Below are 14,454 nucleotides of genomic sequence, written 5' to 3'. Positions count from 1 at the left end.
GAGCAATTAAGGCTGGATTATATTAAATCTAAAAAGATGCCTGCTCGATGACTTAGTTTTTGTCAAATATAGCTGGAATGCAAAACGAAAAAAATGAAAAGCCCTTGGAAACACAATTCCAAGGGCTTAATTAAGACTTTCTTATTATCTACAGGTTAGGCTGAGGAGTTGTTCTCAAATAAGGCTTGATTTCTTTATGTCCTTTTGGGAACTTGGCAGGGATATCCTCATTGGCGATGGCCGGTGCAATGACCACATCTTCACCATGCTGCCAGTTGGCAGGCGTGGCCACTGAATAATTAGCGGTCAGCTGCAATGAATCAATCACCCTTAACAGTTCATTGAAGTTTCTTCCTGTACTGGCTGGATAGGTAATGATCAATTTGATCTTTTTATCTGGCCCAATGATAAACACCGACCTTACGGTCAATTTCTCATTCGCATTGGGGTGGATCATATCATAGAGTTCAGATACCTTTCTGTCTTCATCAGCGATGATAGGGTAGTTTACTTCTGTCTGTTGGGTTTCATTGATATCATTTACCCAGCCCTTGTGACTTTCCAGCCCATCCACGCTCAAGGCAATCATTTTGACATTTCTCTTTTCAAAATCCCCTTTTAGCTTAGCAGCTGTTCCCAATTCGGTGGTGCATACAGGAGTATAATCTGCAGGGTGGGAGAAGAGAATTCCCCAGCTATCCCCTAGGTATTCATAAAAGTTGATTTTACCAGCTGTACTATCAGCAGTGAAATCCGGTGCGGTATCTCCTAATCTTAATGACATAATATAATGGTTTTTTTGGTTAAACTTTTAGTCTATAGGTTTTGTAGGAAAACGATAATTGCCACTCAAAAGTTTTCTTTTTAGGGTTTATTTTTTGAATAAAATCCGTTTGATGAAAAAGCAGTACCTGGTTTGTTTTTGAAGTAATTAAATGACCCATACTTTTTGATGTTTGATCATTTGCTTCTGATTGGTAAAGGCAATTTAAGTTGATTAAACCAATGCTTGCGCTTATTCATTTTAAGAGGCATTACCCTTCCTTCATTTCGTTCCAAAATAACTATCCTATGATTTTATCAATAGTTTGCAAGATTGCTAGAGTCCTTTTGGAGTATTATTTTGAACCTAATGGTAAAAACCTATTTGCGAGAGCTTAATAAAAGCAAGGCATCTTCCATTTCATTTGGGGTTTTGATGCTTAATGTCCCTTTGTTTTTCTCTTTAGTAGGTTTGATCTCTTTTCCTGTTTTCGGATCAAACCATTTGATAAAGATATCTTTCTCCCCTTTGAATATTTTAAGGTCAAGGATTACTTCAGCAGGCTCAGGAAAATAAACTAAAAGCTGTTGGTTGCTTTCTGATTGCATGGCTACATTTAAATGGTCTCCATCTCCTTTTCCTTCAAGGAAGACAGATTGGTCTGGTATAAAGTCCCACCAGTTTATAGATTGGAAAAATGCCTGATAGATGAACATACTTTGGGCGCCTTCAGAAAGAAGTGCTTCCTTCCAATCTTCGGTAAAATACTTAGGGTTGGATCCAAAGCTCCAAATATTAGTGTTTCCATAAGTGTGCATTCCACCCGCAAAAGTAGCCCAATAGGCTTGTTTTCTTATTTTATGGGGCGTAATGGGCTTGGTTGGATATTCCGGTCCATCTTCATATGCACCTTCTCCATGCAATACCGGTTTGGTGATTTTATGATTGTAGTCATTGCTTACTATCCCGTAAATTTTGGTGTAGGAGTCCCAAGTCTGAATCATATGGAAGTCTATCCAAGGAGCATTTTCAAAATAGTCAGAAGAAGAATGGCCTCCCCGAACGTGGTAAGTCATCAAGGTTTGGGAGTAATCTTCCGATTGGGCAATACCCTCGGTGATACCTCTGGCCAGTAAATTCCATATAGCCTTTTGGGTGGGACTTTCGGCAAGTACATCTCCTCCCATGCACCAGATGAGGTTGCCTTTATGCTGATAGCGTTTGCCCAAGAATGTACCATATTGATAAGCATTGCCTGGAGTGATAAGGTTGTATGCATCACCTTCTGTCATCCCAAATAAAGGCAAGAATACCAAGGTGAGACCATGTTCTTCCGCTTTGTCGATGATGTAGTCCACATGATCCCAGTAATCATAGGCATTGCTGTCTTCAGGATCGTTACCTTCAGTGATGGCTGGTTTCATTAAGGCTTCATTTGCAAATGCCTTATCACCATAACTGTTTTCGAGCTCAGGAACAATAAAAGGGTTTTTGTGAACTGCAGCGGCATGGATGACCGAATATCCTTGCTCAGCTCTTTCCTTTAAGTAAAAATCTACCTCTTCCCGGTCAAGCTTTTGAAAAAGGCCCCAGGCAGTATCTCCCAGCCAAAAGAAAGGTTTGCCATCCTGTTTTACCAAATATCGACCGTTCTCGCTTACGCTTAATTGACCAAAAGCGGGACACAAAAGTGCTAGGTAGAGTAAGGCAATTAAGCTTGATTGAAGCAGCTTGGTATTATTTTTCTTGTGTTTTTTTGAGGCTTTTTTACTTTTTGAGTAGTACTGAAATATGGTTTTCATGAAGGCTTCCTTTGGGTATTTTCCAACTACTGATTAAACACTTAACTCCTGTGGAGTACCGGGCCAATCTTTGTCGGTTTTATACCAATCGGCCTACTGAATTGCAGTCACTTTGACGACCACAGGGTTACGCCATTGGCGGTCGTTATAAATTCTTTGGGAACGGGTAACTGAAATGTTCATTTCGTTTCCTGTTTGATTTACAGTTGGAGTAGGGGTTGCCTCTTTTTGATACTCCAGTACTTTTCCATTATGACCCAACACAGAAATTTCACTTCTATCAGTTGATTTAAATGCTTTAATGCTGAAGTTCTTGCGTTCACCAAACTTCCATTTGTCCTCATTGATAATAATATAGGCAGTTTTTTTGTCTTTTGAAGTCAAAAACCACATGTTATCTTCTTTGATGATATGATGGGGGATGGTTTCATCGAATACCTCTTGATTGATAAACATCCAAAGTGAGATTTCATTGAGTACTCCCAATTGCTCTGGTGGAAAGTTACCCAAGGCGTCAGGGCCAAAGTTAAGAAGTAAGTTACCCCCCTTAGCTTTGATGTCGATCAATTTTAAGATGGCATCTTTGGCTGTTTTGTAGTTTTCATTGGTGGGTCGGTATTGCCACTGGTCACCAAAGGTGTAGCAAGCTTCCCATGGAGAAGGGATAGGGCTTTCGGGAGATTCTTGTTCTGGCGTGAAAATAGCTCCTCTGGTAACCACCACGTTAGGATTGATCTCCCAACAAACTTTTGCCAATTCTGTTTTGGCAAATTGTTCCATCCCATCCAAAAAGACAATATCTATGTCCCCATAGTTAGTCATGAGCTCCTTCATTTGTCTTTTTACATAGTCGTTGAGCTCAGGGTTTCCACTGGCAAGGGCTTCTTTTCTCACCCTTGAAATAAGGGTTCCTTGCTGGTACAAAAAGTAAAAGTCGTCGGGAGAGAAGTATAGCCCGACAGCCAGGCCAGCCTCTCGACAGGCTTCTACAATCATTTTAGTTACATCTTGACCATATGGGCTGTTCATGATGCCAAAATCAGTTGTTTCGGTATCATACATACAATAGCCATTGTGGTGCTTAGTAGTAAAGACGACATACTTCATTCCGGCCAACTTCGCCGCATTGGCCCATTGTTTGGCATCAAAATTAATGGGATTGAAAGTTTTGGGCAGCTCATTGACATACCTGTTGAGGTAGTCATCTGAGGCTCCCACCATGCTGTGGCTGATGACCATTCCGAGCTGCACATCCATGCTCCAATGGATAAACATCCCAAAGCCTAAATCCGTAAACCACTGTTCCCTTTCCGGCTTGTTGAGGTTCAGTATTTCTTCTTCCTGGGCATGGACAAGATTGCTCAATGTGAAACACAAAACAAACGAAAAAAGAATAGTTATTTTCTTAAAAAGCATCTTCTAGTTTAATTTTATTACTAGTTGCGATATTACTTAAAAATGCTGAAACCAGAAGAGATGAACGCTATATATTGATCTATTTTTTGTTTTGGACCAAAGTGGTATGTTCAATTCCAGATGCCATTGGACGCGGTGAGAATTACAGGAGTTTCATCGGTGATCAATATGGTGTGCTCGTGTTGGGTAACAAATCCTCCTCTGTTTCCCACCAATGTCCATCCGTCAGATAGTTCTACCGCTTGGGTCGAATGGGTAGCAATAAATGTTTCAATGGCCACTGTAGTATTTTTTTGGAACCTTTCTTTATTCCCCTTGACCCTATAGTTTAAAATATTGTCTGGTTTTTCATGGAGGCTTCTGCCCACTCCATGTCCCGCTAAATTCTTGAGAACGCTATAACCTGACTTTTTCGCTTCGGTTTCTATAAGGTAGCCAATATCTGCAATCTTAACACCTCCTTTGATTTGGTGAATGGCTTTATGTAAAATCTCTTTGGAAGCATCTACCAAAGGTTGATGGAAGTAAATGTCTTTCCCAATCACAAATGAACCTCCATTGTCAGACCAAAAACCGTTGAGCTCAGCAGAAACATCGATGTTGATCAAGTCACCTTCTTGAATTATTTTTTGGGTTGAGGGGATTCCATGGGCAGCCTCATTGTTCAGGCTGATACAGGTATAACCTGGAAATCCATAGGTTTCTAATGGTGCTGACTTTGCTCCGAAGCTTTTTAAAATACTGCCTCCAAATTCGTCCAACTCTCTGGTGGACATACCCACTTTGGTATGCTCCCGCATCAGTTTGAGCGTAGTGGCTACAACCTCACTGATTTCTTGCATTCCGATTAATTCTGATGCTGAAGTTATTGACATTATAATTCCTTAAGAATGTTTTGAACCATGAAGGTAGTTCGATAAAACCACAGATGCAATGAACATTGTTTCCAAATCCCTTCACATGCTATTATGTTTTTTAATGACTTTTAATCACTAGGATTGTACCATAATCCAAGATACCAAATAAACTGGCCGTTTCAAGAAATGGCTAGAGCGAAGTAGTTTGGGGATTTTGAACAATATATTCTTAGGCAGTTACTTTATCCTGATTCTTCTGACTTGAAAACAGTTCTCCTTTTTTTAATTTTTTCAGGTAATTTTGCATATCCTTTCTGACCTCACCACTCATGATGTAAAGTCCGATGATATTAGGAAATGACATGGACAAAATCATCATATCGGAGAAGTCTAGCACAGCCCCCAAGCTGACCGAGGCTCCAACTACCACAAAAATAACAAATACCAATTTATAAGCTAATTCTGACTTTTTGCTATTCCCAAACAGGTAGGTCCAAGCTCTTAAGCCATAATAGGACCACGAGACCATGGAGGAGAACGCAAATAAAAATACCGCAACGGCCAATAGGTAGGGAAACCAAGAGATGACACTGGCAAAGGCTTCAGATGTTAGGGCTACTCCTCCCAAACCTTCCACTTCATGTTTTCCGGTGAAAATGATGACCAATGCTGTCAGGGTACATACCACTATGGTGTCCACAAAAGGTTCTAATAGTCCTACGAAGCCTTCAGATGGAGGATGGTTTGTCTTCACAGGGCTATGGGCAATCGCAGCAGAACCAACACCTGCTTCATTGGAAAATACCCCTCTTTGGAAACCGATTACCAAAACACCAATAAAACCACCTTTGAGGGCAGAAGGGTTGAAAGCGCCATCCCAAATAGCAGAAAATGCTTGTCCAATATTACCAATATTGACTAAGATCACTACCAAGGCACCAAAAATATAGAGACCTGCCATAAAAGGAACAATTTTCTCCGTTACCTTGGCAATGCTATCAATTCCGCCAATGATCACAATACCCACCAAGATGGCTAGTACTACACCTACCCAAAAGCCCAAACCTTCCAAAACAGGAAATTGATTGGATAAAATTTCATAGGACTGGTTAGCCTGAAACATGTTTCCACCCCCGAATGAAAATCCTACACAAAGCACGGCAAAGAAGGCAGCAAGGAATTTACCCAAGGACTTAAGGTTTCTTTTTTCCAGTCCATAGCGAAGGTAATTCATGGGGCCGCCAAAAATATTGCCATTGTCAGCAATGGTCCTGTACTTTAGACCAAGTAGGCATTCTACAAACTTGGAAGACATACCCAGGAAGCCGGCCATAATAATCCAAAAGGTGGCTCCAGCTCCGCCAAGGGAAATCGCTATGGCTACACCGGCGATATTACCTAAACCCACCGTGGCAGAAGTCGCTGTGGCAAAGGCCTGAAAGTGGGTTATTTTACCAGGAGCATCATCCTCATTGAATTTACCCGAGGCCAATTGGATAGCGTGCTTAAAACCCCTGATGTTGATAAAACCCATTTTGACGGTGAAGAAAATGGCTCCAAGAACCAGCCAGATAACGATAAATGGTATGGGATGGGTTCGTGCATCTCCATTGGGATGGGTCAATACAACCGGACTATCGTATTTTACCTTCGCAAATACATGTGCGCCCGTTTCAATCAAATCCTCCTTGTTTTCTGCATTGTAAATGGTCTCTCCAGTCTTAACTAAAGGCTGCAAGATGCCCGTAGCAGGTGCATTTACCCTCAATTCTCCTTGGTTTTGAGAAAGAACTACGGCTACTGGTTCTCCTTCATTTACATGGCTACCTGACTGCACCAACCATTGCTTCAAAGTAAACTTGTCTTTCATACCGGCTTCCCAACCAGGTATTTCCACCTCTTTGTTTTGAGCAAAACTCCTTGGATCATAAATTCCAATGGCTTCGAATGGATCCCAAAACAGGATGGTGGTCAAGCCCTCTACCAAAGGGGAAAAAGCTCCATTAAAATGCTCTGTGACAGACTGGGATTTTACTTTTTCCGTTACCTTTTGGGATTTTCCTTCACTGTCGGTAACCTCTAAAGAATATTTAACACCTTCAACTAATCCAGTGGCTTTTGAAGCATCTAGCGGTGTAGATTGATTGCTCCACCTATAAGTGTATGGAGGTTTCCCTCCTTGCACCGATGCCTCCATATAACCATCATTGATCAGTGTAGAAGCGTTGCCGGTAGTCAAAGAAACGTTTAACTCTTGAGCAGAAAGTGGAATAAGCGTAAATAAGAAAAAGCAAGTGAATAAATGTTTCAACATGAAAGTTCAATTTTTAATATAATGATGTGCTGAATAGCTGCCACAAAACCTGATTTATCAACGAGGGAGTATTGACTTTTAATTAATAATTCAGGAAACTACCGTGTTAATTGTTTGATAAGTGTAAAAGGAAATTAATCTGGACAACATTACTAATGGACTGAGTTTAGACTCGAATGACTCCTTTAACTATATTAACAATAGTCAATGGGTTTTGTTATCTCAATATTACATTAAGGCAAAGCCTAAAAAAATAAGTAAAGGTTAGGATGCACTTTCATGCGATCCAGGGTACAGAATAATTTTAGATTTGAGGGAATAAAACGCTTCGAATAAATGTTCATTTTCAAATGTTTTGACGTTTTCTCAGTAAAGGTTTTTTACAATAAACCAGAGTAAGGATTTTATCAGGTAAAGATTTAATTTATAGTACAATAACTCAGCAAAATTAATTCCATTTTTATACTATAATTGATGAAATTACCGGGTTTTTAATAAATTAATGTAATAAAAGAGGCTTGATAATTATAACAATTGCTTTTAGGCAAACCGAGCCAATGTTCTGGACCTAAGGGCCAATAATCCTAAATGTTATCGTTTTTATCATTTCATGATTTAGGTAATACCCATTATTTCAAATAGAATCCAATATGTTCAAGAAGTAGGGGTGATTGGTTTAATCATCCATCAGAAGTTAGTCTTTTAACTCGGAGATGATATGCTCCATGGCTTCTTTGGTAGAGAGAAATTCGTCAATTTTTCCATAGTTGCTATTGGCAGCATAGGCGATGGAGGTGGAGTCATCTGGGAAGTAGAGCATATTGGCATAATACCCTATGGCATCGCCACTGTGCATATAGGCTATCCCCGAAGGAGTTTCGATTCGAAATATCCCTAAGCCATAAGCAATCGGGAAAAACTCAGGGTCCGGCTCTTTAGGGCTTTTCCATGTGAGCATTTGATCTAAATATTCGGCATTGAGTAACTTTTGTCCCATTAAGACTTGAAAGAAGGTATTCAAGTCCTTGGGGTTGGAAATCAGCCCTCCATCAGCCGTGAAATAGTCCCAACCGCTGAAATAGGTAGACTCCACCACCTGAAGCTTGCTGTACAAGTCAATATAGCCTCTCACAATACCATCAGGTACAGGGTCTTTAGCCGCAAATTGTGTCATCGATAAATTTAGGGGCTGGAATATTTTCTCTTCAAATACCTCATAAAAAGGCTTTCCTTCAAATTGCTCTATCAACATCCCCAGCAAGATATACCCTGTGTTGGAATACCTAACATCTGTCCCCGGTTCAAAATAAGCCTTTTTGCCCTCAGCATAAGACAATAATTCATCAGGTGTCCACTCCTTGATCAGGTCATTAAGGGAAGCGGTTTGGAATTTGAGGTTTTGGATATAGTTAAAGATCCCGCTAGAATGTTGGAGAAGTTGTCTGATGGTAGCTTTGTCTGCATTGTCAATTCTTCCAATTACATCAGCCTGAAGGTAATCAGCAATTGGATCGTCCAGGTCCAGTTTGCCTTCTTGTGCCAGCATCAATACCGTGATGGCTGTGAACATTTTTACCGTTGAACCCACTCTTGAAATGTTGCATGGTTTCATATCAATATTGTTGTGCAGGTCGGCTTTGCCACTGGCGCTTATCCAGATTCCAGTTTGCGGTTGATAAACTGACATGGTCATGCCAACCACTCCATTGGAAACTATTTCATCCATTAAGTTTTGGTACTTGGCATTATTTTCATTTTCAGCACTGCTGTCTGAAAAGGTGAAACCGCAAGTGTAAAATGCTGGAGCGATATCATCACCTTCTCTACAGGAGGATAAAAGTAGTATCGCAAATAAAATGGTCAAGGTTCTATTCATGGCTGTGGTCGTTTGTATGCAGGAAGAATTTAATGCCAAGATGTAAGTTGATATGGGTCATGACAGGGATAAATCCCGGAGAGTAGGGGAACTCAGCCCAGGATTGATAGCGAACAAATATTTTAGGACTGGTATCCCGTGATGGATCTAAGTAATAGCCCAAGTCCAAAGAAAGGGAAGGGAAAAGTCTGGAATTCCCCTTATCATTTTGTTTATGGTATGTACCATCCGAAAATGAAAACTCCTCTGATGTAGTAAAAGTGTGCATATATCCCAGACCAAAAAGGCCTGTGATGGCCAAGCCATTTTTTAATCGACATTCGTAGCCCAGTTCACTGTTGAGGCCTACTCCCTGGGCAAGGTAATTATGATAGAAATAGGACAGGTTGGCCGTCTGAAATAGCCTTGATCCGGTTTTGATGTGGTAATTAAATTCTGTTCCTATTTGAATACCTGGGTGTACAGGGCTAGTGAAAAAGCTCGTGAAGGGAATAGCCGTAGCTTGGTTGAATAGGGATAAATTAATGGGTAGGGCCTTGCTTTGCCCGAAGCTAGTTCCTGCGTAAAGCAGAAGTTTGATAAAAATGAGAGGATGCCTAATATTCCACATGACTTGTTTTTTTTTGCAAAACAACACACAGGAGTAGTGGAAAATAAGCCTGTAGGGTATTAATACACCGAACAGGACATTTTAAAAGCTGAAGCGGACATTAGCTTTGCCACCAGTTTCTAAATGCTGTAGCTTTTGTTTTTGGAATAAAAATGTCCTCACCATTAAAGTTTTTCAAAACCACCTTTAAGCGCCTAGTAGCGGTAGGTTCAATGTTTTCAATGGCATCCCGGTGAACAATGAATTGCCTGTTCAACCTGTAAAAGAATTGCTTTGGGAGTTTGGCTTCCCAATCATTTAGGGTGCCATTTTGAAAGAATTGTTTGTCCTGGAATGTGTGTAACCAAAGTGTTTTTTCTGTACTACGGATAAAGGAAATATGATGAACGGGAATCAGGTTTTCTTTGGCGCCTTCCAATATTTTTACCTTTTCCACAGATGTGGTTTCAGTGGATTTACTTCGCAAGTTCTTTTGATAGGCAAAAGAAATATAATTGAGATAAAAAAGGAGGTTGATGATGAATAGGTACAAGAAGGAGAGGGGCAACTCTAAAATTAGAATGCCACTTTGGCGGATATTGATATCAATTGCCTGAAGATAAATTACTTCAAGCCCAATAGAGAAAAAAAGGGGAGCTAGAATGCCTAACAGCACCTGCCAAGAAGCTCGTTTTTTTAAATCTTTTTCCCAAGGATGTTTTTTGTCAAGATAGCGGGTTAACCAAGCCAAATAGAACCCAATTAAGGAAGCAGCAAAGATGGAAAATACCACATCCCATTTGAAAGAGGGGAGTTGGACCAATGTTTTAAAATCATTGTCATTGGCAAAGAAGATGAATGATATGCCGAGTATTGGGTAGATGATCCATCCCAGTTTTCGGTCAAAGTAAGGAGGAGAGATGTTATGGGAATTGTGCAGCATTTACAAACTCATTTTACCAAATGACCGAAGCGCTTTTAGGTCAGGCTGTATCATTATATTTCTCCTTAATTTAATCACAGATTTTATGGAGCTACAAATGCTGCAAGACTCCTTTGCATTATGTTTCAAAGAAAATCAGTCTGTTTCCAAATGGGTCCGAAAGACACAATTCATATTTTGCCCAAGGCGGTTCATTGATTCCAGGATTCAAAAACCGATAGTTTTTTGTCATTAACTCCCTATGGTAGCCTTTAATGTCATCGCACTCAATCCTGATGAAAGTACCCGGTGTGCCGTCTCCATGATGCTCAGACAGGTGTAAAACACAATTGTCTATTGATATTTGCATGTATAAGGGCATACCCTCTTCAAAACGATGCTCCCAGTCGACCTTAAATCCCAAGTAGTCAATATAGAACTCCCTGGACTTTGTCTCATCAAAAATTCGAAGAATGGTTGTGGCTTGATTAAATCTCATTGGGTTATCAGTTTGGTGCGCCCATTATAAATATCATCTTAACAAGATACCACAATAATCAAGGGCTTTAAAAACCACTTATGATCATTCTTCTTTCAATGGTTAAAATGAGAAAGGGCTGTAAACCGAAACATCACTCACCATAACGGATATTATTTAATAAGTGCGGTTTGGAATGGTTATTAGTTTAAAATCAATTACCTAGTTGTATGGCTTATGCAAAATACTTTCCTTACCCATAACTTAATTGGCCTAGGCCGGATTTAGTGTATTAACATAAGTGTTTTTCTTCACCTCATAGTCTCTAATGTCAATCAGTTTTCCTTTTGACGCTATTTTTCCATCTATTGACAATTTTTTTAACCTCCAGTTTAAATAGTCATCTCCAACTTCAAAATCTATATCTACCAGCGTTTCTCCAATTATTCTTGCTGCCGGTTGAAAATTCTCCTTACAATGAGATAGTAAGCAAGAGTCGAAATAATCCGTTTTTTCCATTTTGGGCTGTCCACTATTATCACAAATCCATAATTCTCCATTTCCTGATTTTACTTTATCCCATATCGTTAGGTAATTTTTAAGGTTACCTTTTTCAATTGGCTCAAATTGTTCGAAAAGTTCTTTAACCTGAAAGGATGCAGTTTCTTCCAATGATTTGGGATAAATAGCTGCTCCATGTATTGACTTTACAGGAGTATTGAAATTGGCAACTAAAATAGGTTTGTCGAACGGAAATAAATGATTGATTAGTCTTGCCGTACTTATCCTTTCAGAAGCATAATAGCCTGTCCAAATAAATACTTTATTTATGTTTTCTACATTTTTAAGCATCGACTTCAGACTTATTAAGTCATTTTCTATCAGGGAATTTGGATGGGCACCATGAATTTTTAGAAACCAGTTTTTCCTTTTTGAAATATCTTCATTTACATCTATATCACAGCTTGGCCCAATGTTTAGTTTATCTTCTAAGCTTATTACCTGACTGTTGCTCAGATCAATTGCTTTACTGTCCATCAACGTTCTCTTACCTAACTGTCCAAAGACGATATGAATGTTTTCTTTTTGCATGTTGGCTTCGTATTTTTTAATACCATCAAGGATGGCTGAAATAATTATAGCCTCCAGATGGGAAGTTTATGTTTGATACTTATTAATTGTAATTAAATTATGAATATAGACCAAAAAGTTGATCGTTACAAAGGTAAAAGAAACAGCGGGGCAGGGATGGAGCAGATCACGTCAAAAGTTAACCGAAGCAAAACAAGTGATAATTTGCGCAAAGGGATTCATGCGTGGTGCAAGTAGATCAAAATTTCCCTACAAGCAAGAAATAAAATGATAGCGCAAGCTACTGTTTCATAAAGCCCAATCCTTACTTTTTCCCCTTCCAAAAGGGGAGTTCCCTTATAGCAGTCTTGGGGATACCTTGGGGTCTAGTAGTATATACGTTCCCTTTTGGCTATTTTCCCAGAAATCATGGTGTTTTTCCAATAAAATAAGATTTTGAATATCGATTGGAAACAATATGTAGCTTGTTTGTAATGAAGAGCTTATGATAGAAATTCAAATAATTTCAATTGCTTTATGTTTTGGGAGTTATAAAATTTTAAAAAGTACACCTATGTCCGCAATTGTTTTAAAGACCAACAGCGTATCCAAATGGTTGCCTTGGTGAGGATTTGGCTTACTTCCGTTTTAAAATGTCCCATCTTTCTTTTCTGGTTCAGAAAGAGATAAGTCTCAGGGTTGATGTAGGGGATTCTCTTCACCACAATATTTCTTAGAATCAAATCAGTGTTGATCTGTATTCATCTGTGGTTTAGAAATTTTAAGCTAATACCTGAGCTTTCAGAATTGGCAGTTCCAGCCAGGCGAATACTTGTTTTTTGCATGCAGGTTTATTTATTCAAGGTGTTTTTATAAATTTTACCATCTTTCATAATGAGTAAAAAATTTCTTTCTGGGTCTTGGACTAATAGTATGTTTTTTAATGGGTTACCATTGACTAAAACCAAATCAGCATAAGCCCCTTCAGATATCTCACCCAATTTACCTTCTTGATACGGGTTCCTTTTTCCACTTAAATAGAGTAGTTGGGCATTGTCATAAGTCGCCATTTTCAAAACCTCAAAAGGAGAAAACCACTTAGTCATTTTGGCCAATTGCTTCCCTTGTTTTGCTGCTAAGGATGCGTCAAACAGGCAGTCAGTCCCCCAAGCGAGTTTTATATTATATTTTTTTGCTAGGTTATAAGCTTTATCAGTTCCATTGGTCATCTCTAATTGTTTTATCCTATTGGCCGATCCTTCTGGAAAAGGTATGGCATCATCGTCGTCGAGAAAAGGCTGTAAACTCCACCAAATACCTTTTTCTGCCATTAATTTTACAGTTTCTTCATCGGCAAGTTGCCCGTGGTCAATACATGTTACACCTGCTTCAATAGCCGTCCTTATGGCCTTTGGAGTATAGGCGTGAACAGTAACATAGGTTCCCCAATTTTGGGCTGCTGAGACGGCAGCCTTGAATTCTGCTTCTGTGTACTGTGTTACGTCTAATGGGTCATAGTTTGATGATACACCACCTCCTGCCATCAGTTTTATCTGTGTAGCTCCTTGGCGTAATTGCTCTCTTGTTCTCATTAATACATTGTCCGCTCCGTCTGCAATGGCCACCATACCGTTTCTTTCAGGGTAAGATAACTCACCAATTTTTCGTGGAACATCCATAGGTAACCCGAAATCTCCGTGGCCACCGGTTTGCGAAATAAAGGCACCACTTGAAAAAACTCTTGGCCCTGTGACCAGTCCCATATCGATCGCTTTGGCCAAAGTCAATGAGCCACCTCCTAAATCCCTTACAGTTGTAAAACCTCGTAACAATTGTTTTTCCGATGCTTTGGCAGCCATTAAATTAAGCATGGCATAATCGCTTAACATAGCTTGAGTTTGTGGGACGCTTTCAAATAATAAATGTACATGAGCATCTATTAAGCCTGGCATTAAAAATTTTCCTTGACCATCAATGATTTTTGCTTTACCATTTTGGTCTATGGGGATGCTATTTGTGGAAATCTTTGTAATGATATTGTGTTCTATAAGTACATTTCCTTTTATGGTTTTTTGATCTTTACCATTAAATATCTCAACATTGTTAATGAGGATTTTTGTAGGCTCTTCTTGTGCAAATAATCCTGTACTTATAAGGAAAAGTAATCCTGATATTATTGTTTTTAATTTCATCTTTCGATACGTCATTATAGTTTGTAAATCTTTTTGAGAACTTATACACAATGGTTGGTACCTGTTTTCGGCGCAGATTTAGGAGAGCGTTCCTGCCCGAAGGGCACGGAACTGCGAGACGAGAATCCGAAGTTGGCGTACCACCGATCACTGCCCTGCTTTATGGACTATGTT

At 39.4% G+C, this 14,454-nt stretch carries 10 protein-coding genes and 1 pseudogene; all 11 read right to left on the bottom strand.

Annotated elements, in window-relative coordinates; translation table 11 throughout:
* Positions 1 to 148: 148 nt before the first annotated feature.
* The 11 genes and pseudogenes from JL001_RS19130 to JL001_RS19080 all read right to left on the bottom strand — a co-directional run bounded on the left by JL001_RS19130 (position 149) and on the right by JL001_RS19080 (position 14,280).
* Positions 149 to 784, bottom strand: coding sequence for a peroxiredoxin (locus JL001_RS19130; protein ID WP_200979092.1), 636 nt, complete (start codon positions 782 to 784; stop codon positions 149 to 151).
* Between the two features lie 359 nt (positions 785 to 1,143).
* Positions 1,144 to 2,565 carry a DUF4038 domain-containing protein gene (locus JL001_RS19125; RefSeq protein ID WP_200979091.1) on the bottom strand — a complete coding sequence of 474 codons (1,422 nt, stop codon included), beginning with the start codon at positions 2,563 to 2,565 and terminating at the stop codon, positions 1,144 to 1,146.
* A 93-nt stretch (positions 2,566 to 2,658) separates the two neighbouring features.
* On the bottom strand, positions 2,659 to 3,981 hold the full coding sequence (locus JL001_RS19120) for an alpha-L-fucosidase (protein WP_200979090.1): 1,323 nt from the start codon (positions 3,979 to 3,981) through the stop codon (positions 2,659 to 2,661).
* Positions 3,982 to 4,091: 110 nt separating this feature from the next.
* Complete coding sequence (map, locus tag JL001_RS19115; protein WP_200979089.1) at positions 4,092 to 4,856, bottom strand: type I methionyl aminopeptidase; 765 nt, start codon at positions 4,854 to 4,856, stop codon at positions 4,092 to 4,094.
* 211 nt (positions 4,857 to 5,067) lie between these two features.
* A complete protein-coding gene (locus JL001_RS19110; RefSeq protein ID WP_200979088.1) occupies positions 5,068 to 7,152 on the bottom strand; it encodes an amino acid carrier protein in 2,085 nt (694 codons plus the stop codon).
* A gap of 694 nt (positions 7,153 to 7,846) precedes the next feature.
* The gene (locus tag JL001_RS19105) at positions 7,847 to 9,028 is read right to left on the bottom strand and encodes a serine hydrolase (RefSeq protein ID WP_200979086.1); all 1,182 of its coding nucleotides are present in this window, start codon (positions 9,026 to 9,028) and stop codon (positions 7,847 to 7,849) included.
* A complete protein-coding gene (locus JL001_RS19100; RefSeq protein ID WP_200979085.1) occupies positions 9,021 to 9,638 on the bottom strand; it encodes a hypothetical protein in 618 nt (205 codons plus the stop codon). The genes JL001_RS19105 and JL001_RS19100 overlap by 8 nt, the downstream gene beginning before the upstream one ends.
* Positions 9,639 to 9,738: 100 nt before the next feature.
* Positions 9,739 to 10,560 (bottom strand): LytTR family DNA-binding domain-containing protein, encoded by an 822-nt coding sequence (locus JL001_RS19095; protein WP_200979083.1) that lies wholly within the window; start codon positions 10,558 to 10,560, stop codon positions 9,739 to 9,741.
* A 118-nt stretch (positions 10,561 to 10,678) separates the two neighbouring features.
* Positions 10,679 to 11,041, bottom strand: a pseudogene (locus tag JL001_RS19090) (glyoxalase superfamily protein); the annotation flags it as partial.
* A 249-nt stretch (positions 11,042 to 11,290) separates the two neighbouring features.
* Complete coding sequence (locus JL001_RS19085; protein WP_200979078.1) at positions 11,291 to 12,109, bottom strand: DUF3658 domain-containing protein; 819 nt, start codon at positions 12,107 to 12,109, stop codon at positions 11,291 to 11,293.
* An 830-nt stretch (positions 12,110 to 12,939) separates the two neighbouring features.
* Positions 12,940 to 14,280 carry an amidohydrolase family protein gene (locus JL001_RS19080; protein WP_236252902.1) on the bottom strand — a complete coding sequence of 447 codons (1,341 nt, stop codon included), beginning with the start codon at positions 14,278 to 14,280 and terminating at the stop codon, positions 12,940 to 12,942.
* Positions 14,281 to 14,454: the final 174 nt, after the last annotated feature.

The sequence above is a fragment of the Echinicola sp. 20G genome (assembly GCF_015533855.1).
Taxonomy (GTDB): Bacteria; Bacteroidota; Bacteroidia; order Cytophagales; family Cyclobacteriaceae; genus Echinicola.
This window is presented reverse-complemented; position numbering and strand designations above follow the sequence as displayed.

Excerpts from the sequence above, each read along its gene's own strand:
- JL001_RS19130 (WP_200979092.1), bottom strand. The coding sequence starts at position 784 with ATGTCATTAAGATTAGGAGATACCGCACCGGATTTCACTGCTGATAGT.
- JL001_RS19125 (WP_200979091.1), bottom strand. The coding sequence starts at position 2,565 with ATGAAAACCATATTTCAGTACTACTCAAAAAGTAAAAAAGCCTCAAAA.
- JL001_RS19120 (WP_200979090.1), bottom strand. The coding sequence starts at position 3,981 with ATGCTTTTTAAGAAAATAACTATTCTTTTTTCGTTTGTTTTGTGTTTC.
- map (WP_200979089.1), bottom strand. The coding sequence starts at position 4,856 with ATGTCAATAACTTCAGCATCAGAATTAATCGGAATGCAAGAAATCAGT.
- JL001_RS19110 (WP_200979088.1), bottom strand. The coding sequence starts at position 7,152 with ATGTTGAAACATTTATTCACTTGCTTTTTCTTATTTACGCTTATTCCA.
- JL001_RS19105 (WP_200979086.1), bottom strand. The coding sequence starts at position 9,028 with ATGAATAGAACCTTGACCATTTTATTTGCGATACTACTTTTATCCTCC.
- JL001_RS19100 (WP_200979085.1), bottom strand. The coding sequence starts at position 9,638 with ATGTGGAATATTAGGCATCCTCTCATTTTTATCAAACTTCTGCTTTAC.
- JL001_RS19095 (WP_200979083.1), bottom strand. The coding sequence starts at position 10,560 with ATGCTGCACAATTCCCATAACATCTCTCCTCCTTACTTTGACCGAAAA.
- JL001_RS19085 (WP_200979078.1), bottom strand. The coding sequence starts at position 12,109 with ATGCAAAAAGAAAACATTCATATCGTCTTTGGACAGTTAGGTAAGAGA.
- JL001_RS19080 (WP_236252902.1), bottom strand. The coding sequence starts at position 14,280 with ATGAAATTAAAAACAATAATATCAGGATTACTTTTCCTTATAAGTACA.